At 67.8% G+C, this 24,180-nt stretch carries 23 protein-coding genes, 2 tRNA genes and 1 pseudogene; 16 read left to right on the top strand and 10 right to left on the bottom strand.

Annotated elements, in window-relative coordinates:
* Window positions 1–485: 485 nt before the first annotated feature.
* The gene (locus ACGF0J_RS18825) at window positions 486–782 is read right to left on the bottom strand and encodes a nucleoside triphosphate pyrophosphohydrolase (protein ID WP_393147307.1); all 297 of its coding nucleotides are present in this window, start codon (window positions 780–782) and stop codon (window positions 486–488) included.
* A gap of 153 nt (window positions 783–935) precedes the next feature.
* Entirely contained in the window at window positions 936–1,961 is a 1,026-nt protein-coding gene (locus ACGF0J_RS18820) for a hypothetical protein (RefSeq protein WP_393147306.1), read from the bottom strand.
* 418 nt (window positions 1,962–2,379) lie between these two features.
* On the opposite strand from ACGF0J_RS18820, the gene ACGF0J_RS18815 reads away from it, so the two are divergent.
* Entirely contained in the window at window positions 2,380–4,254 is a 1,875-nt protein-coding gene (locus ACGF0J_RS18815; protein WP_393147305.1) for a DUF2075 domain-containing protein, read from the top strand.
* Between the two features lie 520 nt (window positions 4,255–4,774).
* On the opposite strand, the gene ACGF0J_RS18810 is transcribed toward ACGF0J_RS18815, so the two are convergent.
* A tRNA-Arg gene (locus ACGF0J_RS18810) sits at window positions 4,775–4,847 on the bottom strand.
* A gap of 1,083 nt (window positions 4,848–5,930) precedes the next feature.
* Here ACGF0J_RS18810 and ACGF0J_RS18805 point away from each other — a divergent pair.
* Window positions 5,931–6,983 carry a D-alanyl-D-alanine carboxypeptidase family protein gene (locus tag ACGF0J_RS18805; protein WP_393147347.1) on the top strand — a complete coding sequence of 351 codons (1,053 nt, stop codon included), beginning with the start codon at window positions 5,931–5,933 and terminating at the stop codon, window positions 6,981–6,983.
* Here ACGF0J_RS18805 and ACGF0J_RS18800 read toward each other — a convergent pair.
* Together ACGF0J_RS18800 and ACGF0J_RS18795 are read right to left on the bottom strand one after the other, a co-directional pair.
* Window positions 6,980–7,738 carry an SAF domain-containing protein gene (locus ACGF0J_RS18800; protein WP_393147304.1) on the bottom strand — a complete coding sequence of 253 codons (759 nt, stop codon included), beginning with the start codon at window positions 7,736–7,738 and terminating at the stop codon, window positions 6,980–6,982. The two genes, ACGF0J_RS18805 and ACGF0J_RS18800, sit on opposite strands and share 4 nt — an antisense overlap.
* Window positions 7,735–8,541 (bottom strand): S-methyl-5'-thioadenosine phosphorylase, encoded by an 807-nt coding sequence (locus ACGF0J_RS18795; RefSeq protein ID WP_393147302.1) that lies wholly within the window; start codon window positions 8,539–8,541, stop codon window positions 7,735–7,737. Before ACGF0J_RS18795 ends, ACGF0J_RS18800 begins: the two co-directional genes overlap by 4 nt.
* Window positions 8,542–8,674: 133 nt before the next feature.
* On the opposite strand from ACGF0J_RS18795, the gene ACGF0J_RS18790 reads away from it, so the two are divergent.
* Window positions 8,675–10,651 carry a DHA2 family efflux MFS transporter permease subunit gene (locus tag ACGF0J_RS18790; protein ID WP_393147300.1) on the top strand — a complete coding sequence of 659 codons (1,977 nt, stop codon included), beginning with the start codon at window positions 8,675–8,677 and terminating at the stop codon, window positions 10,649–10,651.
* 524 nt (window positions 10,652–11,175) lie between these two features.
* Window positions 11,176–11,325: a hypothetical protein gene (locus ACGF0J_RS18785; RefSeq protein WP_393147349.1), complete on the top strand. Its 150-nt coding sequence runs from the start codon at window positions 11,176–11,178 to the stop codon at window positions 11,323–11,325.
* A 14-nt stretch (window positions 11,326–11,339) separates the two neighbouring features.
* Here ACGF0J_RS18785 and ACGF0J_RS18780 read toward each other — a convergent pair.
* From ACGF0J_RS18780 to ACGF0J_RS18770, 3 genes and pseudogenes are all read right to left on the bottom strand, one after another.
* Window positions 11,340–11,480 (bottom strand): annotated as a pseudogene (locus ACGF0J_RS18780) (FmdB family zinc ribbon protein); the annotation flags it as partial.
* A gap of 68 nt (window positions 11,481–11,548) precedes the next feature.
* Window positions 11,549–13,051 (bottom strand): potassium/proton antiporter, encoded by a 1,503-nt coding sequence (locus ACGF0J_RS18775; RefSeq protein WP_393147298.1) that lies wholly within the window; start codon window positions 13,049–13,051, stop codon window positions 11,549–11,551.
* Between the two features lie 23 nt (window positions 13,052–13,074).
* A complete protein-coding gene (locus ACGF0J_RS18770; protein WP_393147296.1) occupies window positions 13,075–13,644 on the bottom strand; it encodes a 5-formyltetrahydrofolate cyclo-ligase in 570 nt (189 codons plus the stop codon).
* 24 nt (window positions 13,645–13,668) lie between these two features.
* Between ACGF0J_RS18770 and galU the strand changes: the two genes are divergently transcribed.
* The 11 genes from galU (at window position 13,669) to ACGF0J_RS18715 (ending at window position 21,353) form a co-directional block, all read left to right on the top strand.
* Window positions 13,669–14,571, top strand: coding sequence for a UTP--glucose-1-phosphate uridylyltransferase GalU (gene galU, locus ACGF0J_RS18765; RefSeq protein WP_393147294.1), 903 nt, complete (start codon window positions 13,669–13,671; stop codon window positions 14,569–14,571).
* Complete coding sequence (glp, locus tag ACGF0J_RS18760; RefSeq protein WP_393147292.1) at window positions 14,558–15,745, top strand: gephyrin-like molybdotransferase Glp; 1,188 nt, start codon at window positions 14,558–14,560, stop codon at window positions 15,743–15,745. Before galU ends, glp begins: the two co-directional genes overlap by 14 nt.
* A gap of 38 nt (window positions 15,746–15,783) precedes the next feature.
* The gene (gene moaC, locus ACGF0J_RS18755; protein ID WP_393147345.1) at window positions 15,784–16,212 is read left to right on the top strand and encodes a cyclic pyranopterin monophosphate synthase MoaC; all 429 of its coding nucleotides are present in this window, start codon (window positions 15,784–15,786) and stop codon (window positions 16,210–16,212) included.
* Window positions 16,209–16,685 (top strand): molybdenum cofactor biosynthesis protein B, encoded by a 477-nt coding sequence (locus tag ACGF0J_RS18750; protein ID WP_393147290.1) that lies wholly within the window; start codon window positions 16,209–16,211, stop codon window positions 16,683–16,685. Before moaC ends, ACGF0J_RS18750 begins: the two co-directional genes overlap by 4 nt.
* A 40-nt stretch (window positions 16,686–16,725) precedes the next feature.
* Entirely contained in the window at window positions 16,726–17,370 is a 645-nt protein-coding gene (locus tag ACGF0J_RS18745) for a GNAT family N-acetyltransferase (RefSeq protein ID WP_393147288.1), read from the top strand.
* A 124-nt stretch (window positions 17,371–17,494) separates the two neighbouring features.
* A complete protein-coding gene (locus tag ACGF0J_RS18740) occupies window positions 17,495–18,082 on the top strand; it encodes a hypothetical protein (RefSeq protein ID WP_393147286.1) in 588 nt (195 codons plus the stop codon).
* Between the two features lie 47 nt (window positions 18,083–18,129).
* Window positions 18,130–18,203: transfer RNA gene (locus ACGF0J_RS18735), tRNA-Ala, on the top strand.
* Between the two features lie 402 nt (window positions 18,204–18,605).
* Window positions 18,606–18,887 carry a UTRA domain-containing protein gene (locus ACGF0J_RS18730; RefSeq protein WP_393147284.1) on the top strand — a complete coding sequence of 94 codons (282 nt, stop codon included), beginning with the start codon at window positions 18,606–18,608 and terminating at the stop codon, window positions 18,885–18,887.
* A 9-nt stretch (window positions 18,888–18,896) separates the two neighbouring features.
* Window positions 18,897–19,538, top strand: a complete 642-nt coding sequence (locus tag ACGF0J_RS18725) for a 2'-5' RNA ligase family protein (protein ID WP_393147283.1) — start codon at window positions 18,897–18,899, stop codon at window positions 19,536–19,538.
* 731 nt (window positions 19,539–20,269) lie between these two features.
* Window positions 20,270–20,500, top strand: a complete 231-nt coding sequence (locus ACGF0J_RS18720) for a hypothetical protein (protein WP_393147281.1) — start codon at window positions 20,270–20,272, stop codon at window positions 20,498–20,500.
* 466 nt (window positions 20,501–20,966) lie between these two features.
* Window positions 20,967–21,353 carry an NUDIX domain-containing protein gene (locus ACGF0J_RS18715; RefSeq protein ID WP_393147343.1) on the top strand — a complete coding sequence of 129 codons (387 nt, stop codon included), beginning with the start codon at window positions 20,967–20,969 and terminating at the stop codon, window positions 21,351–21,353.
* A 90-nt stretch (window positions 21,354–21,443) separates the two neighbouring features.
* On the opposite strand, the gene ACGF0J_RS18710 is transcribed toward ACGF0J_RS18715, so the two are convergent.
* Together ACGF0J_RS18710 and ACGF0J_RS18705 are read right to left on the bottom strand one after the other, a co-directional pair.
* Entirely contained in the window at window positions 21,444–21,665 is a 222-nt protein-coding gene (locus ACGF0J_RS18710) for a tyrosine-type recombinase/integrase (RefSeq protein ID WP_393147279.1), read from the bottom strand.
* Window positions 21,666–22,015: 350 nt separating this feature from the next.
* The gene (locus ACGF0J_RS18705; protein WP_393147277.1) at window positions 22,016–23,230 is read right to left on the bottom strand and encodes a serine hydrolase domain-containing protein; all 1,215 of its coding nucleotides are present in this window, start codon (window positions 23,228–23,230) and stop codon (window positions 22,016–22,018) included.
* A gap of 180 nt (window positions 23,231–23,410) precedes the next feature.
* Between ACGF0J_RS18705 and ACGF0J_RS18700 the strand changes: the two genes are divergently transcribed.
* On the top strand, window positions 23,411–24,001 hold the full coding sequence (locus ACGF0J_RS18700; RefSeq protein ID WP_393147275.1) for a TetR/AcrR family transcriptional regulator: 591 nt from the start codon (window positions 23,411–23,413) through the stop codon (window positions 23,999–24,001).
* The last annotated feature ends 179 nt before the right edge of the window (window positions 24,002–24,180 follow it).

The raw sequence follows: 24,180 nt of genomic DNA, 5'->3' as shown, positions 1-24,180 counted from the left end.
CGCTGAAAGATCTCCCATAACTCATCAGGCACCAGCCGCTGCAGGAACACTTCCACGACCCATACAACGAGCAACCACCAAATGAGTCACGCTCTAACTCGCGGCATGATGGGCACCGCTGTGTACTCGGTTGATCCGGCGACGCAAGAGTACCTGGCGAAGCTGCTGGAGCCGCGTCTGTGAGTGCCCCTACGTAGTTTGGGGCGCCCATACGTCCACGTCCAGTAGCGCCGCATCCCTGAACCGATCAGATTGGCAAGGGTGAGCCTGCTGACCTGCTGGAGCCGGCCAAGCTGTGGGAGGCGGCCGAAGTCCTCACCTGGCCGTGTCCGGTGCAGTCTGCTGCCAGCATCTACGGGTGGTACTTCCTTCAGCGTACGCATCCCAGCTTGCCCGCCGACCGCCACCTCTATATGGGAATTGCCCCTCGCCGCATGGCGACCCGGGCGAGCAAGCAGAATCTTCGGAGCAAGGCACGTGCGGCGTCACGCCAAGTAGAGGCGGTCACGAAATGTACCGCGCTCTTCACGTTTGGTGGCTGCCAACTTTTCGACCTCAGCCCAGTCATGCCCGTGAACCGCTGCTAGCGCGCGAAGAACCTCATACACATCGGCGATTTCCTCCACGACCTCGGCACGAGACGCCTCGTTGAGCTCGGTCGCCTTTTCGAACAGTTTCGCCAGCAGGGCTGTACGATAATCGGCCTCGAGCACGGTAATGACTGCTTCTCTGCCGTCTTGGCGGATGATATCCGGGATATTGTCCCGTACCAGCTTGCCCATTCTCGCGTCCTCCGCTTACCGAAGCCCCACGTGTAGGGCATGCGTCCGGCCGGCCCGGCCCTCCGCGCTGGAGAGAGTCGGACCATCCAGATATCCCTACGGGTTGGCCGATCCGTCCAATTGATACATGTCATTGAGGCAAGATCAGAAATATCAAACGTTCGCCCATGCCTGCATCATGTGATCACGCCGGGATGCTGGGGCTGGTAGACGAACGAACGCATCGCCGTCGTCCTGGTGGACGCAGTCGATGCCGTACCGGTGGAGTAACAGGACGTCGCGCTCTGTCGGACGGGTTGGGAAGAGCGCGGTCAGCCGCGTCGCCTGCTGTGGGCTGTGGGGGGCGTAGTCGAGAAGCTGTCCGAGAGCTTGGCGGACGAAGGCGTGACCGGCCGACCGCTTGGCCTCGATGATCTCGACACAGTCGCCGGTGACAACGTATAGGTCCGTAATGCCGGCGGCAGTACGGATGCGTCTGGCCTCGACGCCGTTGAGTGTCGCTCGGTAGCGCTGCACCAGCAGGGCTTCAGCGCGGTGGATCAGTGTGGTGCCGCCGGAGCGGGTGTAGCTGCTGTCCTCGACGTTGACAGCCTCCGGGGCAATGACCTGCGCATCAGAGGCGGTGAGGGCTGCCGTGACCTGCTGCTCTTGGCGGGCGGCTTCGGTGACGGCGGTCAGCGTCTCGATGCCGAGACCGTCGATGATCGCACTGCCCTTCTCCCCATCCAGGAAGCGCATGTTTTGGAAGTTGTCGTTCGGGTTGAAGCCCGGAAGGTCCCAGATCTCAGCGTAGGGAATCTCGGTGGGTTGGAAGCTGAGCAGGCTGTAGACGTTGTGCCAGGAGCCTCGGTCGGGATGGGGGACCCACATGGTGTCGGCAAAGGCGCTGTTACGGAAGCTGCACCCCACCTCGCCGACCCCCCGGACGAGCTTTCCTCCAGTGAAAAGCACGACATCGCCGGTGCGTAAGGTTCCCATCCGGCGGTCGTGGTTGCCCGTCGCGCCCCAGAACCGGGCCTCGCCGCTTGGATGCATGGCCTCCAGAGCTGTCCGTTGCTCTTCGCTCAGGGTCACCGCCCGGAACTCCACTCGGTAGTCGACTTCATGGTCCAGCGTGTCGCGCCAATGCTGCTGTGCCTGCTTGCTGCCGTACGAGGGCTGGATGACGACCTGTGTCATAGGGGGCTTACTCCTGTCCATGGAGAAGGCAAGACCGGCTTCTGAGCGCTTCGCCAGGAGGCCGGCAGGCCGCCTCGCGGAGTAGCGATGCTCGTTAAGTCCGATCTTTGCGCATATCTCCGACAAGTAACCTATAGGTGCTTCACAGGGGTGGTCCGTGCACGCCGTGCTGAAACCGACTGAACTGGAGTGACTAGGCCAAGTGAATGCCCTCAAAAGGGTTATAACCCGACAGACGGATCAATAAGGCGATTGGTCTATCCAGGCAGCCGAGCCTGAGCGCATCGAGGAGGGTGCGCGCACGGCTTCCGCTCTGGCGTGCCGGTCGGCGCGGTTGACATACCGCTCGCGCTACCCCTCGTTCTCCCTGTCCGCGTCTGCTGGCCCCTGGCCGGCGTCGTCTTGAAGGAGCGCTTTCGTGGGGTTGCAATGCCTTTATCGGGGCAGTGCCAGCGAGCTAGACACAGCCATCACTCGCGACGACTTCATCGATGACCTGGAGAAACGCTTCCGAGAGGCGTTCTGGCAGGATCCGGATGAGCGGGAAGTCCGCTCCTGGCGCAAGAGCATTCCCACCGTCGTCCGCTTGCTCGTCGACGCTGGCCTCGGGGACGTTCAGGTTCTGCTGGAGTTAAAGGCCCCGATCACCGACGTGCGCATGGACATGGTTCTCGTCGGTACCTTCCCCGAGACGGACCTCAGGTCAGTTGTGGTCGTGGAGAACAAGCAGTGGTCCCGGATCCACCCAGACGCTGAAATGGTGCGGCTCAGCAGTGACGGGACACCGCAACTGCATCCGGCCAACCAGGTATGGGGCTATCTCCAGGTGTTACGCGGCTACGTGCCCATGCTTCGCGACGAGAAATTATGCGGCATCGTCAATCTGCACAACGCGCCCGCCCACCTGGTTCACGCCATCCGGCCCACAGTCCAGGGCCTGGGGGAACTGGTGCAGAGATGGGTTGCTGTGTATGGGGCGGAGCATCATCGCAAGGAGTTCAGCGACGTGCTTCGCCGGCGACTGTCTGGCAAACACGCCGCACAGCAGGCCGAGATGTTGCTGGAGGCACCGGTCAAGCCGGCCGAAGGCCTCATGGCGCATGTCGCCCAGTGTGTCCGCGAACGCACGGTCTTCCCACTGCTGGATGAACAGCGCGAGGCCTACGACCATGTCCGCAACCTCGTGGCCACGAGCAAGCAGCGCACGCGCAAAGAGATCGTCGTCATCGTCGGCGGCCCCGGCACCGGGAAGAGCGTTATTGCCGTGGAACTGCTCGGCACACTGGCCCGGCAGAAAGTCAACGTCGTTCACGCAACTGGCAGCCGATCCTTCACCCGGACATTGTGGAAGTACGCGGGCCTGCCCGGTAATCAGCGAGGCCTCTTCACCTACTTCAACTCCTTCTCTGACGCCACCCCCAATGACATAGACGTAATCATCGCGGACGAGGCGCATCGTATCCGCGAAACCTCGCGTAACCGCAAGAATGAGAGGGATTTACGTGAGCCCCCTCCGCAGATCGACGAGTTGATCCACGCCGCCCGCGTTCCGGTGTTCCTCCTCGACGAACACCAGGTCGTGCGCCGCGGCGAAGTGGGATCTCTTGAGCTCATCCGCAACAAGGCCGAACAGCTAGGCTGCGGAATCCGGGAGATCAACCTCCGGCACCAGTTCCGATGCGCAGGCTCTCCGGAGTACGTCGACTGGGTCGAACGCTTACTCATGCTCCGGCCCAGCCACGGGCGACCGGTCTGGCAGCCGCTGGAAAACTTCACCCTGTATGTCGCCCGCACGCCGCTTGCGATGGAGAACTATCTCAAAGCTCTGATGACGGAAAACTATACGGCCCGCATCGCTGCAGGCTTCTGTTGGCCATGGAGCGAGCCGAACGCCGACGGGACCCTCCGGGATGATGTGAGCATCGGCGACTGGCGGCGGCCGTGGAACTCGCAAGCGTCGGACTACTTGGGTGATATCCCGCCATCGTCGCTGTGGGCCACCGATCCCGCCGGGTTCGGGCAGATCGGCTGCATCTACAGCGCCCAAGGCTTCGAGTACGACTATGCCGGCGTCATCATCGGCCCTGATCTTGTCTGGCGGAACGGGTGGCATACCGAGCGTCGCCACAATGTAGATCGCGACCAGTACCAAGCCCCAGACTTCAGCATGGTTGTCCGCAACACCTACCGGGTCCTGGCCACCCGCGGCATGCGTGGCGCCGTCCTGCACGCGTACGATCCGGCTACCAACCAGCTCTTGATGGACCTTGGCATCCCCATCCTGGAGGAATGATCTGTCTGGCGTTCACGGCCTCGACCAACAGCTCTGACGGGCGCCACGGGAACGCTGATGGATCAGCCGGATCAGGTTGGTCATCTTGGTGTGCGTGATGTGCCGCGGTGAAGGCGGCCGGCCGTGCCGGGCCCAGCAGACGGACAACGAGACGTCCACAACGCGGCGGGCGATCTTCGCTGAGGTACCTTCGCCATCCGTCACATCCCCGCGATGGCATCGAAGGCTTTGTGCGCGCCGCTTCTCGTACCGGTTCGATCGCCCGCCCGCTCTCGCGATCGGCGCGCTGACGAGCACAGATCATGAACATGCCCATGCTCGCTCTGTCGAGCCGCAGGTGCGCCACGGAACACCTTCGTGACTTGGGAAAGACGCAGCTTGATCATCCCGGCTATATCCCGTGATCATGGCCCTATGGCTGCATGCGGGTGCCGTCGACGGCCTAGCTGGGGTTGAGGAAGCAAAAGACCTGCGGCTGGGAAACCGCAGGTCAGATGGCGAAAAGCGTGGTGGAGATGAGTGCCCCCGGCAGGATTCGAACCTGCGGCACCCGCTTTAGGAGAGCGGTGCTCTATCCCCTGAGCTACGGAGGCGGACTCCCGTAAGCCTAGCGAAAGTCCGGCACTGTGTGGGCCGTGAAGGCGGGGTGACTTTGGTGGGTGGGTCATGGGTGCTGTGAGCGGCGGTAAAGGGATGCCTGGTGCGAGTGGGCGGGGTGGGCGGGGTGGCTAACGTCGGTGCGGTGATCAGGAGGCGACGTCAGGACGTGCATCGGCGGCCAGTGGTGTTGTGTGCGGCGTTGCTGGCGCCGGTGATCTTTGCTGGGGGGCTGCTGGCGGGGCAACTCAGCGGGTACGAGCGGGCTGGGTGGGAGCGGGCGGATCTGGGGCGGGGGGTGCGGGTTCGGGCCGAGCGGCCGGTGGGGTGGGAGCCGGTGCGGGTTCCGGCGCCTGGTCGGCCTGATGTGGTGTATGCCGGGTTCGTGCCGGGGATGCCGGAGTCTCCCGTTGGTCCGCACGGTGTGTCCGCGGGGACGGTTGTGTCGGCGTCGGCGTCGGGCGAGGGGGCGGTTGCTCGGGCTGGGAGGGCTGCCGTGCCCGTCGCGACCGCGCGGCGGCGGAGTGCGGTGCCGGAGGAGTTGCCATGGGAGAGGTGTCCGAGGGAGTGGGTGGATACGTGGATGTGGGAGGTGTGCGGGGAGTACGAGCGGGAGGCGGGTGACGGCGTGTCCGCCGGGTTCGCGAGGCGGGCTGAGCGCTCGGGGCGTCAGGTTTCCCGCCGGCCTCATGTTCGGGAGTCCCGGCAACCGCCTCCTGCGGCGGCCCCTCAGCCGTCGCTGTCCGCGGTGCCGGAGGAGGGTCTGGAGTGAGGCGTGGCCTTGAGGTGATCGTGTCCGGGGGTGCGTGAGGATCCCGCCAAGGTGACTGGTCGAACCGGTGCGACGGTGCGGGCGTACCCATGGATATGGGTGTTGAGCGGGGCGTTCGGGTGGTTGGCGTCCGGAACGGCAGGACTGATCGTACAAAGGGCGCTTTCGTCTCATAACGGGTCTCTGGAGTTGGGTCCGGGCACTGCGGGGGCTGTAGTAACGTGCGTGCCTGACCCAGGTAACGAGTGTGCAAACGGAGGAGTCGGACGTGCCACCCCCCCGATCAGCTGGCCTGATCGCGGTCGTCATGGCGGTGACTTCGCTGGTTGTGGTGCCTGGACGGGCGGAAGCCGACGTACGGCGGAGCGCTCGAACCGCGCAGGTCGCGGACAAGGATCCCGCCAAGCTCACCGAGCTGCGCAAACAGGCCGAGAAGTCGGCAGAGGAGCTCGAAGAGGCGACCAAGGCCCTGGACAAGCGCCGGGCGGGGATCGCCGCCGCCGAGAAGGAGCTGAAGGTCAAGCTGCAGACGTTGCAGCAGGCCGAGCGGAAGCTGGCGGAGAGCCGGCAGCCGGTGGCGCGACTGGTCGAGCTGATGTATCAGCAGCCCCTGGTGACCAGCGGCGTGATGCCGTTCCTGTCCGGCGACTCGAACGCCGACACGTTGCGCGCCATGACCAACGTGGGCCAGATGGTGAGCGAGCGGCAGGCCTCGGTGGAGCAGGTGGCCGCCCTGGCCAGGGACGCTCAGCGGGTGGCGGCCGAGGCGCAGGAGATCCGGGCCGGCAACCTGCTGGCGGAGGCGCAGTTGTCGGCCGAGGTGGACATGCTGCGCAAGCGCTCCGACAAGGTCGTGAAGTCGTTGACCCAGGCCCTGGTCAAAATGGGTATCAAGGTCGACAAGGTGGGCAGGGCGGCGTTCAGTTGCAACCCGCTGCGTGCTGCCACGGCCGGCAACTACCCGAACGGCCTCATCCCCAGCGCCATGCTCTGTCCCCTGCAGCAGAAGGGGCACAGCCTGCGCGCCGACGCCGCCATCGCGTTCGTCAGCCTCAGCGAGGCGTACCGGCGCCAGTTCGGCAGGCCGATCTGCGTGACCGACGCCTACCGCAATCTGGCCGAGCAGCAGTCGGTCTACTACCGGCGGCCCGGTTTCGCCGCGGTGCCGGGGCGCAGTAACCACGGGCTCGGGCTGGCGGTGGACCTGTGCGGCGGGGTGGAGAGGTTCCGGTCGCCGGAGTTCGTCTGGATGGAGAAGAACTCGAAGAGGTATGGGTGGTTCCATCCGGACTGGGCGTACAGCAGTCCTTTCGAGCCGTGGCACTGGGAGTATGACCCGAAGATCGACACCCTGCCCTAGCCGGGCTTGATGGTGATCGAGAGGTGGCCGCCGGCTTGGGCCGCGGCCAGTGTGCCCGCCTGGGCCGGGGTGGTGGCCAGCACGATCAGGGCGCCTTCGTCGTCGTCTGCCTGCGGGACGGTGACCACTCTGACGTCGTCGGCGACGAGCTGCGCCGCCTGACCTTCCCAGGCGGCGAGCACGCCGATGGTCGAGCCGGGGGAAAGCAGGCGGACCACGTCGGCGTCGGCGATGCGCACCGGGGTGGCCACGATGCCGGGGGGCAGGCGGAGCGTGTGGAGCAGGCGAGCGTCGGTGAGGGGCTCGCCTCGCCGCATGGGACCGGTCAGGACCCGCCCCACCGCGCCGGAACGGACCGCTCCGTCGGGAGGATGGTCGAGCGGTACCGTCCGCAGGTCGGACGCTCGGAGCACCCCCGGCGGGAGGTCGTGCGCGGCCACCAGGACCGGCGTGCCCGGGGCGGGGCGCAGAGCCGCATAACCGAGCAGGACGCCCGCGGCCGCCAGTACGGCGGCGAGCGTGCGGCGGTGGCGGTTGCCGAGGCGTCGACCGCCCGGCCGTCGGGTGCCGAGACCTTCCCTGCCGGGGCTTCGGGCGTCGAGACGTCCGCCGGCGACGTGGCGGTTGCCCGGGCGGCCGTTGCCCAAGCGGAGCCGGAGGCGCGCCGGGGCTCGGGACTCGTCCGGCGGGAATGCCTGGGCCGAGCCGGGCGGGTGCCGGGTCGGCGATGGGGCGAGGGTCCGGGAGCCGATCATGGCAGCTCGATCGGCAGCTTGAGGCCGTCCAGGGCTGAGCCGCACGGGCACGTACGGTCGGTGGGCAGGGACTGCACCGTGTCGGCCACCAGGGTGCGCATGCGGGTGACGTTCTGGGCGAAGAACGCCAGCACCTCCTCGTGCGTCACCCCCTCACCCGCCTCGACGCCCGCGTCATGGTCGGTCACCAAGGACAGCGAGGTGTAGCAGAGGGCCAGCTCGCGGGCCAGCACGGCCTCGGGGAAGCCGGTCATGCCGACGATCGTCCAGCCGTTGGCCGCGAACCAGCGCGACTCCGCCCGGGTGGAGAACCTCGGCCCCTCGATGACCACCAACGTGCCGCCGTCGACCGTCTCCCACCCGCCCTCCCGCGCGGAAGCCACCGCGACCGCGCGGCCGGTGGGACAGTAGGGGTCGGCGAACGACACGTGGACGGCGCCGCCCAGGTCGTAGTAGGTCTGGACGCGTCCGGAGGTGCGGTCGACGAACTGGTCGGGCACCACGATCGCGCCGGGACCGTGCTCGGGGCGGAGCGAGCCGACCGCGTTGGGCGCGAGCACCTGGCGCACCCCGAGGGAGCGCAGCGCCCACAGGTTTGCCCGGTAGGGGATGGCGTGCGGCGGGAAGCGATGGTCCCTCCCGTGCCGGGGGATGAAGGCGACGGAACGCGCACCGATCCGCCCCACGGTGACGATGTCGCTCGGTGGGCCGTAGGGGGTGGTGAGCTCGACCTCCTCCGCCTCCTCCAGCAGGGAGTAGAGGCCGGAGCCGCCGATGACGCCGATGTCTGCGCTAGTGACCATGGCGCCGAGGGTAGCGGCATCGTTCGAGGGGGCGTCGCGGTGGAACGGCGTTCTGTGGATAACGCTTCTGAGGGCCTGTGGACAACTCGGGTGCGTGGCGTAGCGGCCTCGTCGCGTTACGTAGGATCGGCGCATGCGGCAACGGGGCCTCGCGCTCATCATCATCGCGCTCATGCTGGGCATGCTGCTCGCGGCGCTCGATCAGACGATCGTCTCGACCGCCCTGCCCACGATCGTGAGCGACCTCGGCGGCCTGGAGGAGCTGTCGTGGGTCGTGACGGGCTACATCCTGGCCTCGACCGTCTCCACGCCCCTGTGGGGCAAGCTGGGCGACCAGTTCGGGCGCAAGAGGCTGTTCATCGCCGCCATCGTCGTCTTCCTGGCGGGTTCGGCGCTCTGCGGGCTCAGCCAGAGCATGCGCGACCTGATCCTCTTCCGTTCCCTCCAGGGGCTCGGCGGCGGCGGGCTGATGGTGCTGGCGCAGGCCATCGTGGGCGATGTGGTGTCGGCGCGAGACAGGGGCAAGTACCAGGGGTGGTTCGGCGGGGTGTTCGCGGTCGCGAGCGTCATCGGCCCGCTGCTGGGCGGCCTGTTCGTCGACCACCTGTCGTGGCACTGGGTCTTCTACATCAACCTGCCGATCGGCGCCGCCGGGCTGTTCGTGATCGCCGTGGTCCTGCCGTCGGACCGGAAACGCGGCCGGCGCCGGATCGACTACGCGGGCGTGGTGCTGCTCGGTGGCGCCACCTCGTGCCTCGTGCTCATCACGACGTGGGGCGGCACGACCTACCCGTGGAGCCACCCCGTCATCATCGGCCTCGCCCTGGGGGCCGCCGCCATGGCCGCGGGCTGGGTGGTCGCGGAGCGGCGGGCGCGGGAGCCGGTGCTGCCGCTGGAGTTGTTCGCCGTCAGGGCGTTCACGATGTCCTCGGCGGTCGGCTTCGTGGTGGGGTTCGCGATGTTCGGCGCGCTGACGTACCTGCCGCTCTACCTGCAGGTCGTGCACGGGGTCAGCCCGACCCTCTCGGGCGTCCACCTGCTGCCGATGATGGTCGGCATGCTCGGGATGTCCGTCGTCTCGGGGCAGATCATCAGCAAGACCGGCAAATATCGATTCCTGCCCATCGCGGGCACCGGGTTGGCCGCCGTCGGGCTGCTCCTGATGTCCACGCTGACCGAGCACAGCAGCACAGCGGTGATGGGGGTGGAACTGCTGGTGTTCGGGGCGGGGCTGGGCATGACCATGCAGGTCCTGGTGATCATCGTGCAGAACGCGGTCGCGTTCAGGGACCTCGGTGTGGCCACCTCCGGTGCCACGTTCTTCAGGCTGATCGGCGGCGCGTTCGGAGTCGCGGCGCTGGGCGCCGTCTTCACCGCGCGGCTCGACGACGACCTGGCCGAGGTGGTCAGGACGACGGCGCTGCCGCCGGGGTTCGACCCGGCGCGGGTGCAGGAGGACCCGACGGCCATCCAGAGGTTGCCGCCGCAGCTCACGGCGGAGTTCGTGCACGTGTACGCCGACTCGGTCGCCATGGTCTTCAGGGTCGCGGCGCCGATCATGCTCGTCGCGTTCCTGCTCACCTGGCTCATCCCGCAGCAGCGGCTCAGGGAGACGACCAAGGCCGCGGATCTGGCGGAAGGGCTCGGGGCGACGTCGGCCGAGCGTTCGTCACTGGAGGAGGTGGAACGTGGCCTGGTACGGCTGGCGGACGCCGACCTGCGCAGGGGTTTCTACGCCAGGCTCGGCTCGCTCGCCGGGTTGACGGGGGTCGCGCCGGAGGGCGTGTGGCTCATTGCCAGGCTCGACGGCAAGGCGTGGGTCAAGGCGGAGGAACTGGCCAGGCGGGCCAACGTCAGCAGGGCCGGCGGCCGGCCGTACGCCGACCAGGTCATCGACATGGGGCTCGTGGAGCGGTCAGCGGACGGCGACCACCTGCGGCTCACCGAGGAGGGACAGCGGGCGGCGCTTCGGCTGCTGCGGTCTTCGCACGAGAGTCTGAGCCGGTTGGTGGCCGACTGGGGGCCTCACCCGCAGCTCGAAGAGCTCTGTCATCGCCTCACGCCGCAGCTTCTCGGCGCCAGCATCGACCGGCCCGGCCGATCGGGCTGACCGTCCGAGAGGGGCTGACGGTGCATCAGGGCTGGGTGCGCGGGTGGGCTGACCGTGCATGCGGGGCTGATCGTCCGGGGGGTGGGCGTGCATGCGGGCCTGACCGTCCGGGCGGGGTGTGCGGGCGGGCTGACCGCGCATGCGGGGCTGACCGTCCCAGCGGGGCTGGGCAGGCGGGAGGGCTCACCGTGTCGAGTTGGGCATCGCGCCGAGAGTCGGGGTAGCCGTGCCGGCCAGGGCGGGCGGGGCGGTGAGGGCTGGGTGTGGGTCGCGGCCGGTGCCGGGGTTGTGCCCGTTGGCGGTTAGGGCCGGGGGTTCGGGGCTCGCGCCGGTTCGCTTGTACCGGACCTTTCGCCCGGGTGGCGCACGGCTGGATGGAGGGGGCGGGCCGTCGAGCAGCGGGCACATCGGGGCTGGGCCGACGCGGGGTCCGGCTGGGGTGTCCGGGGCCGTGTCGTCGGCCAGCCGTTCGGAGAGCGTGCCGAGCCGAGGGTCAGCTGGAGGCGGCGGCCGGGGCGGGGGCCGTGGAGGACGACGAGGAGGACGACGAGGAGGACGACGAGGACGCGTCGCCGGACTTCGACGAGGACGAGCCCGTAGAAGAGGAGGACGAGGAGTTGGGCGAGGACGCAGGCGTCGACGAAGTGGACGACGAACGGCTGTCGGTGCGGTAGAAGCCCGACCCCTTGAACACGATGCCCACAGCAGAAAAGACCTTGCGCAGGTTGCCCTGGCAGGCGGGGCAGACGGTCAGCGCGTCGTCGGTGAACTTCTGGACGACCTCGAGCTGCTCACCGCAGTCGTGGCAGGCGTACTGGTAGGTCGGCACGCGCTCCTCCTTCAGGCTCTGGCACTCGAGCTATGCGACTGCTAATGGTAACCGATGCGGTCAATCGGCTATTCCAGTCCCCTCTCGCCGTACCAGCCGGCCAGCTTGCCGCGCCGGCTGACCGCGCGCAGGCGGCGTTCGACCTGGTCGCGGCAGGCGGCGGTGGTGACGACGAGGAGCTGGTCGTCGGAGCGGATGCGGGTGTCCCCGCCCGGCACGAAAGACCGGCCGTCGCGGACCACGAGGGTGACCGCCGCTCCGGCCGGCAGCCGCAGCTCGTAGACCTCCACACCGTGCAACTGGGACCCCGACGACACCTTGACCTGCAGCAGGTCGGCCTGCAGTTCCTCCAGCGGCGCCGACTCGACCTCCAGGTCGTGTGCCTCGCCGGGCGTCGTCACCCCCAGCTTCTTCGCGACCCACGGCAGCGTCGGCCCCTGCAGCAGGGTGAAGACGATCACGATGATGAAGACCTGGTTGAAGATGTCCTTGGAGCCCTTGACGTCCGCCGCCCACGGGATCGTCGCCAGCACGATGGGGATCGCGCCGCGCAGTCCCGCCCACGACAGGAACGCCTGCTCCCGCCAGCTGACGTTGGCCAGCCGCAGCACCCGGGCCAGTGCGGTGCTGACCGCCACCGACACCGGCCGCGCGATCAGGACGAGGACCGTTCCCGCGATGAGGCCGGGCAGGATCGCGGAGCCCATCTCCTTGGGGGTGGCGAGCATCCCCAGCATGACGAACAGCCCGATCTGCGCCAGCCACGCGGCGCCCTCGGCGAAGCCCCGGGTGGCGGCCCGGTGCGGCAGCCGCGAGTTGCCGAGGATGAGCGCCGTCAGGTAGATCGCCAGGAAGCCCGAGCCGTGCAGCAGCACGGCGCCGCCGTACGAGACGAAGGTCAGCGCCAGCACCGCGATGGGGTAGAGGCCGGAGGCCGGCAGGGCGACGCGGCGCAGCGCGTACGCGCCGGCCGGCCCGACGGCGAGGCCGACGGCCGCGCCGATCACCAGCTCGATCGTGGTGTCCAGCACGAACGTGCCGAGGGACGGCGCGCCGGCCACGCTGCTCAGCAGGACCACGGCGATGACCGTGGGGGCGTCGTTGAAGCCCGACTCGGCCTCCAGCGCGCCGGCCAGGCGGGGCGGCAGCGGCAGGCGGCGCAGCACGGAGAACACCGCGGCGGCGTCGGTGGGCGCCAGCACGGCGCCGAGGATCAGCGCGGTCGTCAGGTCGACGCCCAACAGCGTCTTGACGATCATCGCCACCACCACGATGCTGGCCGCGACGCCGACGGTGGCCAGGATCAGCGCCAGCGGCACCGATCTGCGCACGTGGGACCAGGTGGTGGTCAGACCGCCCTCGGCCAGGATGACGGCCAGCGCGATCATGCCGATCTGCTTGGCCAGGTCGGGGTCGTTGAACGGGATGCCCAGCCCCGCGTCGCCCAGCGCCAGCCCGAACCCCAGGAACAGCAGGAGGCTCGGCAGGCCGCTGCGGTGCGCCACCCGCACGGACGCGATCGCGGCGATGACGATCGCCGCGCCGAGAAGGAGCCAGACATCCAGCGTCATATGGCCCCCTCTCGTATGTGCGGTCACATAAGACTAGTGAGTCCCTCGGGGCTGATCGCCCAGCGGACTCGCTGGTCGTGGGGTTCGGCGGGCACGCCGTCGATCAACTCGCCCTCGTGGAGCAGCGCGACCGTGGGGACGTTCGGACCGACCCGGGCCAGGGCGCGGTCGTAGGAGCCGCCGCCGCGGCCGAGCCGTACCCCCGACAGCCGGTCCACGGCGAGCGCCGGCACGATCACCAGCGCCGCGGTGCGGATCGCGTCGACCCCGCGCCGCGTGTCGACCGGTTCCATCAGCCCGAACCGGCCCGGCGCCAGCGTGTCGGGCCCGTCGTAGACGGCCCAGTCGAGGTCGTCGTCCTCGCGCAGGACGGGCAGGATCACGGTCGCGCCGTGCTTCCACAGCGCGAACACCAGCCCGTGCGTCTCCGGCTCGGTGCCGATGGACCAGTAGCAGGCCACCAGCCCGGCCATCTGCGCCCACGGCTGGTCGAGCAGCGTCTCGCGGACGGTGACGGCGTTGGCGCGCCGCTGGTGCGGGGTGAGGGAGGCGCGCGCGGACAACAGCTCGCGACGCAGGTTCAGCTTGTCCACAGGGACCTCCACTAGGGTCTATGTATGGCTGACTTCGACCCTGTGACGAAAGCCGTCGTGCCCGCCGCGGGTCTGGGCACCCGGTTCCTTCCGGCGACCAAGGCGACACCCAAAGAGATGCTGCCCATCGTCGACAAGCCCGCTATCCAGTATGTCGTCGAGGAGGCCGCGTCCGCCGGGCTGCTCGACGTTCTCATGGTCACGGGCAAGAACAAACGCTCGATCGAGGACCACTTCGACCGCGCGTTCGAGTTGGAGGAGGTCCTCGAAGCCAAGGGCGACGAGCACCGGCTGTCCCAGGTCCGCGAGCCCGCCTCGCTGGCGACCCTCCACTACGTACGGCAGGGCGAGCCGAAAGGGCTCGGCCACGCGGTGCTCTGCGCCAAGCAGCACGTCGGCGACCACCCGTTCGCCTGCCTGCTCGGCGACGACCTCATCGACCAGCGCGACGAATTGCTCAAGCGCATGATCGAGGTGCGCGACACCTACGGCGGCAGCGTCATCGCGCTGATGGAGGTGCCGAAGGAGCAGGTGTCGCTGTACGGGGTGGCCACGATCGAGGCGACCTCCGAGGACGACGTCGTGCGCGTCACCGACCTGGTGGAGAAGCCGCCCGTCGAGGAGGCGCCGTCCAACTGGGCCATCATCGGGCGCTACGTGATCGACCCGGCGGTGTTCGAGGTGCTGGAGAACACCCCGCCCGGCCGCGGCAACGAGATTCAGCTCACCGACGCGCTGCGCACGCTCGCCGGGCGCGGCTCCGACCAGGGTGGCCCCGTTCACGGCGTGCTGTTCCGCGGGCGCCGCTACGACACCGGTGACAAGCTCGACTACCTGCGCACGGTGGTGAAGTTCGCGGCGGACCGGCCGGACCTGGCGCCCGAGTTCGTGCCGTGGTTGCGGGAGTTCCTCGATGAAATCGGTTGACGCCCACCTGGCCGACATCCTGGCCACCGTACGGCCCCTCGCGCCCCTCGAACTGGAGCTGGAGCGGGCGCTCGGCACGACGCTGGCCGAGGAGGTGACCTCCCCGGTGCCGCTGCCGCCGTTCGACAACTCGGCGATGGACGGCTATGCCGTACGGGCCGCCGACATCGAGCAGGTGCCGGCCCGGCTGCCGGTCATCGACGATGTGGCGGCCGGGTCACGGGAGCTGCGGGCCGTGGGGCAGGGCCACGCCGTACGGATCATGACGGGCGCGCCCGTGCCGGCCGGTGCCGACACGGTCGTCCCGGTCGAATGGACCGACGGCGGCACGGTCACCGTCACCATCGACCGCACCGCCCCCGCGGGGAACGCCATCCGCCGGGCGGGCGAGGACGTGCAGGCCGGTGAGGTCGTGCTCAAGCCCGGCACCGTCATCGGCGCCGCCCAGCTCGGCATCATCGCCGGGGTGGGCCGCCGGCGGGTCAAGGCGCGGCCGCTGCCGCGCGTCGTCGTGCTGTCGACCGGGGCCGAGCTGGCCGAGCCGGGCGCGCCGTTGCAGGCCGGCCAGATCTGGGACTCCAACAGCTTCACGCTGACCGCCGCCGTCAGGGAGGCGGGGGCGGAGGCGTTCCGGGCCACCACCGTCAACGACGACCCGGCCACGTTCCTCGACCAGCTCGACGCGCAACTCGTCCGGGCCGACGCCGTCGTCACCAGCGGGGGCGTCTCCATGGGCGCCTACGAGCCGGTCAAACAGGCGCTCGGGCCGCTCGGCACGGTCCACTTCGAGCGGGTGGCCATGCAGCCGGGGATGCCGCAGGGGTTCGGCGTGGTGGGGGAGGACCAGGTGCCGATCTTCGCGCTGCCCGGCAACCCCGTCTCGTCGTTCGTGTCGTTCATGCTGTTCGTCCGGCCCGCGCTGCGCAAGATGCGCGGCCTGCCGGCCGGCTTCCCGGAGACCGTGGAGGCGTACGTCGTCGGCGCGCTGCGCTCACCGGCCGGGCGGCGGTCGTTCCTGCGCGGGGTGCTGGCCGACGACGGCACCGTGACGCCGGTGCGGGGGCAGGGCTCGCACCAACTGGCCGCGTTGGCCACGGCCAACGCCCTCATCGTGGTGCCCGAGGACGTCACGGAGGTGCCCTCCGGCACGGCGGTCCAGGTGATCAAACTGTGAGCGAGTTCACCCACCTCGACGAGACGGGCGCGGCGCGGATGGTCGACGTCTCCGCCAAGGACGTCGGAGCGCGTACGGCCACGGCGACCGGGCGGGTGCTGCTGTCCGGCGAGGCGGTGGCGCTGCTGCGATCAGGTGAGGTGCCCAAGGGCGACGCGCTCGGCGTGGCCCGGATCGCCGGCATCATGGGCGCGAAACGGACACCCGACCTGATCCCGCTCTGCCACCCGATCGCCCTGCACGGCGTCAAGGTCACGCTCGACGTCACCGACTGGGGCGTCGCGATCACCACCAGGGTGAAGACGGCCGACCGCACCGGCGTCGAGATGGAGGCGCTGACCGCGGTGTCGGTGGCCGCGCTCGCGCTGATCGACATGGTGAAGGCGGTGGACCCGGCGGCCGTGGTCACCGACGTACGGGTCGAGGAGAAGACCGGCGGCAAGACGGGGGTGTGGACGCGGCCATGATCCGAGCGCTCGTCGTGACGGTGTCGAACCGGGCCTCCGCCGGGGTGTACGAGGACCGGTCCGGGCCGCTGCTAGTCTCGCTGCTGGAGGACGCGGGCTGCGCCGTGGAAGGGCCCGTGGTGGTGCCCGACGGCGAGGCGGTCGAGGCGGCGCTGCGCGACGGGGTCGCCGCCGGGTACGACGCGATCGTGACGACAGGGGGGACGGGACTGACGCCGCTTGACCTCACGCCCGAGATGACCGCCCGGGTGATAACCCGGGAAGTCCCCGGCATCGCCGAGGCCATCCGGCAGGCGAACCGCGACAAGGTCCCCACCTCCATCCTGTCCCGCGGTCTCGCCGGCCAGGCCGGCGCCACACTCGTCGTCAACCTGCCGGGCTCCACCGGAGGCGTACGCGACGGCGTCGCCGTCCTGGCACCCGTGCTCAAGCACGCGGTCGACCAGATCCGCGGAGGCGACCACCCGCGCTGACCTGTGGCGGGGGCGACGCCCAAGGAGGGATGATGGTGGCGTGGATCGACTTCGTGGCTGGCCGGCGACCCTGAACGAGGGGCCCGTGGGTCTGCGCCCGCTCCGGCTGGCCGACGTTCGCGTATGGCGTGAGACACGGCTGCGCAACGCCGACTGGCTGCGTCCCTGGGAGCCGAGCAACCCGGAGACGCCGCTGTTCCGCACCGGGCTCGGCCCGTACATCTCCATGGTCGGCACCCTGCGCCGCGAGGCGCGGCAAGGCATGGCGCTGCCGTGGGTGATCACGCACGGTGGCCGGTTCGTGGGACAGCTCACCGTCGGTGCGATCGTCTGGGGGTCGGCCCGTTCCGCCCAGGTGGGCTACTGGATCGACGGCAGGATGGCGGGGCAGGGCATCACCCCCACCGCGCTGGCCATGGCCGTCGACCACTGCTTCTTCACCACCGGCCTGCACCGGCTGGAGGCCAACATCCGGCCCGAGAACCAGGCCAGCCGCAGGGTGGTTGAGAAGCTCGGATTCAGGGAAGAAGGCATACGGCGTCGCCAACTCCACATCGACGGAGCCTGGCGTGACCACATCTGCTACGCGCTGACCGTGGAGGACGTTCCCGGCGGGCTGCTCGTGCAGTGGCGTCGCGCACGTGAGTCAGCCGCTCGCGGAGGGTCTCCGGTAGAAGAGGTTTGACGATCTCGCGACACACCGCACCGAATGCTCGTCAATCAGTGACACGCGGTCTTACGGTGCGTGACGTGAGCACATCGAAGACGCCGTCGACACGCAGGCGTCTTCGTCGTGCCCGGAGGTGGCCGTGAGCAGCGTCCTCCTCTATCTCGCCATCGTCGTCATGTGGCTCGGCGTCCTCGTGCCCATGTGGCTGCGCCGCGACAAGACCAACCTGGCCGAGCTGGCCGAGCTGGAGGAGTACTACACCGGCGAACACCAGCTCCCCGACCTCGAACGCCTCGAAGCCCCGCCCGCCACCGACCTGACGTTCCCGGAAGGCGAACGGGTCGACCCGCGCCAGTTCCGCGCCCGCCGCCGCGCCATCATCGTCGCCCGGCGCCGCCGGCTGCTGTTCTTCACCGCACTGCTCGTCATCGCCTCCGTCGTCACGGCCGCGGTCCAGATGATGCCGTGGTGGGGGGTCGCCCCGTCCGTGGTCATCACGCTGGCGTACCTGGCGTTCCTGCGCATCGCCGTACAGGTGGACCGCGAACGCCGCCAGCGCGCCGCCCAGGCCCGCGCCGACCGAGCCCGCCGCGTGCGCGAACAGCGCCGCGCCGCCCGCCTCGCCGCCGAGCAGGAGGAAGCCGAGATCATCGAGCTGGCGGCCCGGCAGGGCGACGTCCTGTTCGACCAGTACGCGGATCCGCCGGCTCGGGCGGTGGGGGACTGAGGGTGGCGCGAGGACCCCTCGAAGTTTGCTAATCTGGTCGAGGTCTTGGGGATGTAGCGCAGTCCGGTAGCGCACTTCGTTCGCATCGAAGGGGTCAGGGGTTCGAATCCCCTCATCTCCACCCAGGTCAAAGGCCACTTCCAGTGATTGGAAGTGGCCTTTTTGATCTTCCGAGTGACAAAGTGAGTGACATGCTGACGAGCCGCTAGACGTCCGTAAGGTCGTCAAAGATGCGATCCTTCGTGAAGGAAAACCGACGCCTCCAACGTCGCTCCCGATCGAGGTACGGCAGAGCGAGGGGTGACAAAAAGCTCCTGACCTCGCACCTTGAACACGAGATCACGTTCGCCGGTACCGGTGTGGTGCCACCGGACATCGCTGAGGCGGCAGGTTTAGACGAGGGAACCGAGATGGTCATCCGGCGCCGTACCCTCCGGGATCGCGACACACGCAAGCCGGAAGAACTCGGGGCCAGCTATCTCCCGAAAGGGCACGCCAGCGGGACTTACCTTGAGGAACCGACGTGCCCAAGGCGCTCTTCCTGTGCATGGAAGACCTCAGCGGCAAGCGGTACGCGCACGCTCGCGACCAATGGCTAGTTCGCGTGCCCACTGCCATCGAAAGCGATCTGCTGGACCTCGCCACCGGCAGCCAGGTCATCCACGTCATCCACGTCGCGCGAGCCGACGATGGAACCCTCTTGGAAGTCTCGGAATCCATCTGGCCTGCAGATCGCATCGTCGTGATCGACGAATACCCCATCACGCAGCAGGCCGAGCCGCCTAACGTGCCCTCCGACATCTAGGGAAACAGCATGGATCACACCCCGATCGAGCGTGTGCCCGAGGTCCGTAACCACTGGTGGTGGCGGCCCGGCTGGCGTGAAGGACGGCACTACTATGCGTGCCACCTGTCCTTTGAGGATCAGCCCACGCTGCACGCCCTTGTTGATCCTTACCAGGACGCCTTGAAGACCTTCGGGGTTCTCGATCTCATTCCTCATCCCTGGCTCCATCTCACCATGCAGGGCATCGGGTTCACAGACGAGATCAGCGATGAGGCCGTAGAGACGATCGAAGAAGCACTTCGATCGGAGTTGCGACGGATCGTTCCCCCTGTTGTGACATTCCATCGGCCAGTCATCGTGCCGGAAGCTATCTACCTACCGGCGTTGCCCGCCACACCGATTAAGGATCTTCGGACCTCTTGCCACAGGGCCATCACTACGGCGCAGATGATAGAGCCCGAATCACACCCGTACCGGCCACACGTCAGCATCGCCTACGTCAACGCGGAGACCTCGACCGAGGACATCGCGCAGGCACTCGACCAGGTCGACGCAGGCCCGGTCGAGGTTACGATCTCGTACGTGTCCCTCATGGTGTTCCACCGTGATCGACGCATGTACGAGTGGACCAAAGCAACCCGCATTCCCATCGGCAATAACCCGGCATGACGGCGACACGGCCCAGGAGCACGGGCCGCAGCCCTCTGTGAAAACTTTCTGTACGTCTTCAAGGCGGCCCCACGGGGGCCGCACGCGCCGCCGTCTTGGCACGCCGCCGCCTCCCGCTGGCGCTCCCGGCGGACGGCTAAAAGCACGCCGGACGGCTGGCGCGGGACGAGTGGAGGGGCCGCCGTGCGACGGTACAGATCTGATCACAGAGGAGCGCACTTCTCCGGTCACGGGGCCGACCTGGTAAGCGCACGCGTGCGCGGTCACGGTGCCGGCCTTACTGCCTGCCTCCGGCGGGGGCGCTCCGGCTCCGGGCAGCCAAGATCGTTCCCTTCCCCGTCTGGAGTGGGCTGCCGTGGAAGCCTGCCCGCCTGCCGCCGTCCCAGGGCAAGCCCTAGCAGACCAGCCGCGGGGCCGCCTTCGCTCCATCACGGCCCTGGGCGCCGGGCGCGCGGCCGGGGCAGCCCCGCGGCTGGTCCGCTACCCCTACGGATGGGACGACGGCAGACGGGCAGGCCAAGGGTGATGCTGGCGGGAACATGCGCATCCTTCGTAAGCCGTCGCCAACGTATCCACGACATACCAGAAATATACCGCCGCACTCTATGGTTACATCCACAACTTTGGCAGGACATCCAGGATGCTATCCGGTGATTGTCGGGTGTTCACTCGACATTTATTCGGCCATCGTTGAACTAGCCTCTAGTGTCAACTTCAAGGGAAGGCGTTTTGTGAAGCGATTCTTTACGATCGCCATGCTGGCAGCAGCGACGTGTTTGACGCTGACGGTCAACGCGGCCCCGGCCAGCGCAGATACTGTCCATTCCTACTACCGCTCCAGTACGGCGTGCTACAAGGCCGCCAAGGTTCTTAACGCGCTCAGTATTGTGGGGAGAAAGAAGTACTATTGCTTGTCCAATCCGCGCATCGCCGTCTATAAAGTGATGCGTGTGACGAAATAGTGCGGTTGCCTGGCCAGACAACACATGTGCTCAATCGATCCCCTCGGATGCTTCACACCGAAGCGATCAGAAGTCGCTGCCGGTAAGCGGCCATGTGACAAAGTGAGTGACATCAAGGGTGCCCAGAGTGACCCGGCGATGCACTACGATGCACATGAACAGGCGGATTGCCCTGGCAATACGCAAGGTGGAGCGATCAACTCTAATGCTTCGCATCGAAGGGGTCAGGGGTTCGAATCCCCTCATCTTCACCCAGGTCAATGGCCGCTATCAAGAGATTGGTAGCGGCCATCTGCGTTGCTGAGTGACTAACTGAGTGACTACGCCGGATGGGAGCCAGCGATGCGGACCCGTCAAGGTGCTCGGATTGTGCTGCTGGATCAGGACGATCGCATTCTGATGATCCAGCACAGGAACGACGGCGTGATCGTCGTACCCTGGGTCTCCGGTCGGCGAGTTGTTCTGGGTGCCCCCGGGCGGAGGAGTGAAGGATGACGAGGGCTTCCTTCAGGCCGCTCGCAGAGAGTTGCTGGAGGAGACCGGACTGACGGAGGTCGAGTGGGGGCCGTGTCTGTGGATCCTCGACGCGGACGTTCGGTGGGGTGGCAAATCCGTGCATATGCACGAGCGGTACTTCCTCGCGCGGGCATGCGGCATCGAGGCCATCACGCGCACCCACCTGGAACCTGGCGAAGTGCAGGCGATCGTTGAGCATCGGTGGTGGTCCTTGGCTGAGCTTGTCGCGGCCGAGACCACGGAGACTCTGCGGCCCGTGGGACTTCCGGGGCTGTTGGCCGAGGTGCTGTCCGTTGGGGGACAACCGTCAGGTGAACCGCGTGCCCTGCGCATCTAGGGGCCCGTCCTGGTGAAGTGTCACCAAGGGGAAGGCCGCTCCCGGGTTGTGGAAGCGGCCTTTCTCTCTGCTGTATGACCAACTGGCGGACTATCCGTTCCCGAAGATCTGGTCCATCGCGTCAGCCCCTTCCAGCAGCACCGGACGAAGCTGCTTGCGATAGACGGTCTCGGTGACGGTGGTGTTACGGTGACCGACCAGGCGCGAGATGGCCTCGATTGGCATGCCGGAATCGGAGAGCAGAGAGACGAAGCTGTGCCGCATCTCGCGCGGCGTCCACTCCTTCTCGTTCAGGCCGGCCTTCTTGAGCACGGCCCGGAAGGAGCGGCGGGCGTTGTGGGAGTCGAGTTCTGGTGCCGACCTTGGAGGCGAAGACGAGGTTGTTGTCCTGCCAGCTCGCGCCCGCGGCCTTGCGGGCCACGTCCTGGCGCTCGCGGTGGAAGTGCGGCGGATGAGGGCTTGGTCGCCGGCGTCGCACAACTCGTACACGGTGGCGCGGCAGTGGCATGTCCAGGCGATCACCCGTATCCGGTGGAAGCGGAGGCCGTAGGGGTGCCATTCCAGGCATACAGGGTGGCCTGGCCGCCCCGCACACGGCGATGGTGCGCTGGGTCGAGGACGACGGGCGGAGCGACCTGCCCCGGCCGTCCCCCGCACGGCCGCTAATCGACCAGTGCCTGGTATACGAGCTGACGGAGCTGACCGAAGATGGGCTGAACGCTGGATGGGATGCACTGGGACAGGAAGATCACAGTGAGCTCCTCCGCCGGATCCACCCAGAACGCCGTCCCCGCCGCTCCACCCCAGCTGTACTCACCCTCCGAGCCGAGATCCTTCTGCTTGGCGGCATCCTGGACGACGGCGAAGCCGAGCCCGAACCCCGACCCGCCGTTGGAGACCTCGGAGAACACTCGTCGGCCGAACTCTTCCAGATCGGCGCCACCGGGGAGGTGGTTGCGCGTCATGTAGGCGACCGTGCGCGGCCCGAGAACACGAGCCCCCTCGAGTTCCCCGCCGCGCAGCAACATCTGCGTGAATCGGTGGTAGTCGCCCGCAGTGGAGATCAGCCCGTGGCCACCCGACAACATCGTGGGCCGTTGCGGCGGGGGCGGAATCGGCACCAGACGCCCCTCCGGCGCCTGGCCGTACAAGGTGGCCAGGCGCGTTGGGTCAGTGGGCTCGAACCCGGTCTCATGCATCCCGAGCGGCTCGAAGATCCGCTCGGCGAGGAACCGGTCGAGCGGCAGACCGGAGATCACCTCGATGAGCCTGCCGAGCACGTCGGTGGCGACCGAGTAGTTCCACTGCGATCCCGGCTCGAACAGCAGCGGCAATGCGGCCCACCGCTCCACGCACGCCGCCAGGTCCAGCCCTGTCGGGTAGGGGCCGTCGAACCCCGCCGAACGGTACATTTCGTCCACCACGCTCTGACGGTAGAACTCATACGTCAGGCCCGCCGTGTGGGTGAGCAGATGCCACACACGGATCGGCTCCGTCGCCGGTCGCGTGGAGGGTGCGGCCGCGGGTCCGCCCTCGTAGACACGCATGTCGGCGAACTCCGGAAGGTACGTGGCCACAGGGTCAGTGAGCAGCAGTTTCCCCTCCTCATACAACGTCATCACCGCCACCGACGTGACGGGCTTCGACATGGAGTAGATCCGGAACAACGTGTCCTGCTCGACGGGGAGTCCGGCTGCGATGTCGCGGCTGCCCTGAGTCGACAGGTGCGCGATCTCACCCTTTCGGCTGATCAGGATCAGCCAGCCGGGCCACCGGCCGTCATTCGTCCCTGCGGCGAAGTATCTGTCGATCCTGGCCAACCGTCTGGGATCGAACCCGACCTTTTCGGGGGGACACGTCACGGACACTTCGCTCACGACAACCTCCGGTCGCTTCAGGTTTTCTGGTCAAAGGATGAGCCGCGGCCCAGCAGGGCCGGCATGCGGCACGGGTCGGCCAACGGCGTCCGTGCGAGATTCGGCGCGGTCGTCGCCCCATCGATCAGGACTTTGTGATACGAACGTATCACAGCCATGATACGGATGTATCATGACGACGTGTCGACGAAAGTGGATCACGAAGAACGCCGCCATCAAATCGCCGAGGCCGTCGTACGCATCGCCGCCTCGCGCGGCCTCCACGCGGCCAGCATGCGCGAAGTCGCCGCCGAGGCGGGCGTTTCACTGCGGCTGGTGCAGTACTACTTCCACACCAAGAAGGAGTTGCTCGCCTGGGTGCTCGCCTACCTGGGCGAGCAGCTCGGCCGTCGGGTGACACGCGCGGTGGCCGCACGCGGTGAACCCGCGTCCCCCCGAACCTTCCTGTACGCGGCGCTGACCGCACTCCTGCCCACCGACGAGGAGAGCCGCCGCATCGTCCTGGCCTACACCGCGCACTTCACGCTCACCCTTACCGACCCTGACCAGGAAGCCGGCTTGTCCTACGCCAACACCCTGCGCGACCTCCTGGCGAAGCGGTTCGGCCAGGCCGAGGCGAACGGCGACCCTAGCACCAAGGCCGCCACGGCACTCGCCCTGGTATCCGGTCTGCAGCTGGCCGTGCTCGCCGGTCAGTACACGGGCGAGGAGGCGGTGGCACTGCTCACCAGCCACCTCGATGAAGCGTTCCCCATGCCGGGCACCGGCTGAGCATGGCAGGAGAGCCGGCACACAGCCGAACCCCGCGTCGCGGTCGGACTCGACTATGGGATGGGTGGTGGCCTGCTCCGGCCCGGGAGCGGCATGCGGTCGACCTGCTCTGCTGGGATTTCGAGGACGTCGGCCAAGGTGTGGGGCTCGTCTGGAGGCTGCTGGGTATGGCGGATCAG

The sequence above is a fragment of the Nonomuraea sp. NPDC047897 genome, from assembly GCF_043204415.1.
Taxonomy (GTDB): domain Bacteria; phylum Actinomycetota; class Actinomycetes; order Streptosporangiales; family Streptosporangiaceae; genus Nonomuraea.
Note: the sequence above shows the minus strand (reverse complement) of the source record. Positions and strands in the feature narration are given on the sequence as shown.

Excerpts from the sequence above, each read along its gene's own strand:
- ACGF0J_RS18795 (WP_393147302.1), bottom strand. The coding sequence starts at position 8,541 with ATGGTCACTAGCGCAGACATCGGCGTCATCGGCGGCTCCGGCCTCTAC.
- ACGF0J_RS18750 (WP_393147290.1), top strand. The coding sequence starts at position 16,209 with ATGATCCGAGCGCTCGTCGTGACGGTGTCGAACCGGGCCTCCGCCGGG.
- glp (WP_393147292.1), top strand. The coding sequence starts at position 14,558 with ATGAAATCGGTTGACGCCCACCTGGCCGACATCCTGGCCACCGTACGG.
- ACGF0J_RS18775 (WP_393147298.1), bottom strand. The coding sequence starts at position 13,051 with ATGACGCTGGATGTCTGGCTCCTTCTCGGCGCGGCGATCGTCATCGCC.
- ACGF0J_RS18790 (WP_393147300.1), top strand. The coding sequence starts at position 8,675 with ATGCGGCAACGGGGCCTCGCGCTCATCATCATCGCGCTCATGCTGGGC.
- galU (WP_393147294.1), top strand. The coding sequence starts at position 13,669 with ATGGCTGACTTCGACCCTGTGACGAAAGCCGTCGTGCCCGCCGCGGGT.
- ACGF0J_RS18820 (WP_393147306.1), bottom strand. The coding sequence starts at position 1,961 with ATGACACAGGTCGTCATCCAGCCCTCGTACGGCAGCAAGCAGGCACAG.
- ACGF0J_RS18805 (WP_393147347.1), top strand. The coding sequence starts at position 5,931 with ATGGCGGTGACTTCGCTGGTTGTGGTGCCTGGACGGGCGGAAGCCGAC.
- moaC (WP_393147345.1), top strand. The coding sequence starts at position 15,784 with ATGGTCGACGTCTCCGCCAAGGACGTCGGAGCGCGTACGGCCACGGCG.
- ACGF0J_RS18825 (WP_393147307.1), bottom strand. The coding sequence starts at position 782 with ATGGGCAAGCTGGTACGGGACAATATCCCGGATATCATCCGCCAAGAC.
- ACGF0J_RS18725 (WP_393147283.1), top strand. The coding sequence starts at position 18,897 with ATGGATCACACCCCGATCGAGCGTGTGCCCGAGGTCCGTAACCACTGG.
- ACGF0J_RS18800 (WP_393147304.1), bottom strand. The coding sequence starts at position 7,738 with ATGATCGGCTCCCGGACCCTCGCCCCATCGCCGACCCGGCACCCGCCC.